Raw genomic sequence first — 341 nt, 5'->3', positions numbered from 1 at the left:
TAGCTTTATCATGTTCTGGATAATGAGAAAAAGAAGCTTACGCAGATGCTTATTTCCACGTTTATTGATCTTATCTTTGAAAAAAGTTTTTCCTGATTGAAAACGGCGTATATCAATACCTGCAAATGCATTAAGTTGTTTGTTATTTTCGAAGCGAGTAATATCCCCGATTTCAGCTAACAAACGTATAGCCGTATTGGGACCTATTCCTGGAAAACTAAGAATAATTGGATATTCTGTGCGACTTTCAGCTAATCGTACCATCTTCGTGATACACTGTTCTTTTTGATGAAGGAGCTCCTGATAGCGTTTCGCGTACGATTTGAGTTGTTCACATAAAA

General features: G+C 36.4%; 1 protein-coding gene. It reads right to left on the bottom strand.

Annotation, left to right across the window (positions count from 1 at the left end; all coding sequences use genetic code 11):
• On the bottom strand, positions 1–341 hold a 341-nt coding region (locus BPMYX0001_RS24185), incomplete at both ends, for a transposase (protein ID WP_157753665.1).

This window comes from Bacillus pseudomycoides DSM 12442 (assembly GCF_000161455.1).
Lineage (GTDB): Bacteria > Bacillota > Bacilli > Bacillales > Bacillaceae_G > Bacillus_A > Bacillus_A pseudomycoides.
This window is presented reverse-complemented; position numbering and strand designations above follow the sequence as displayed.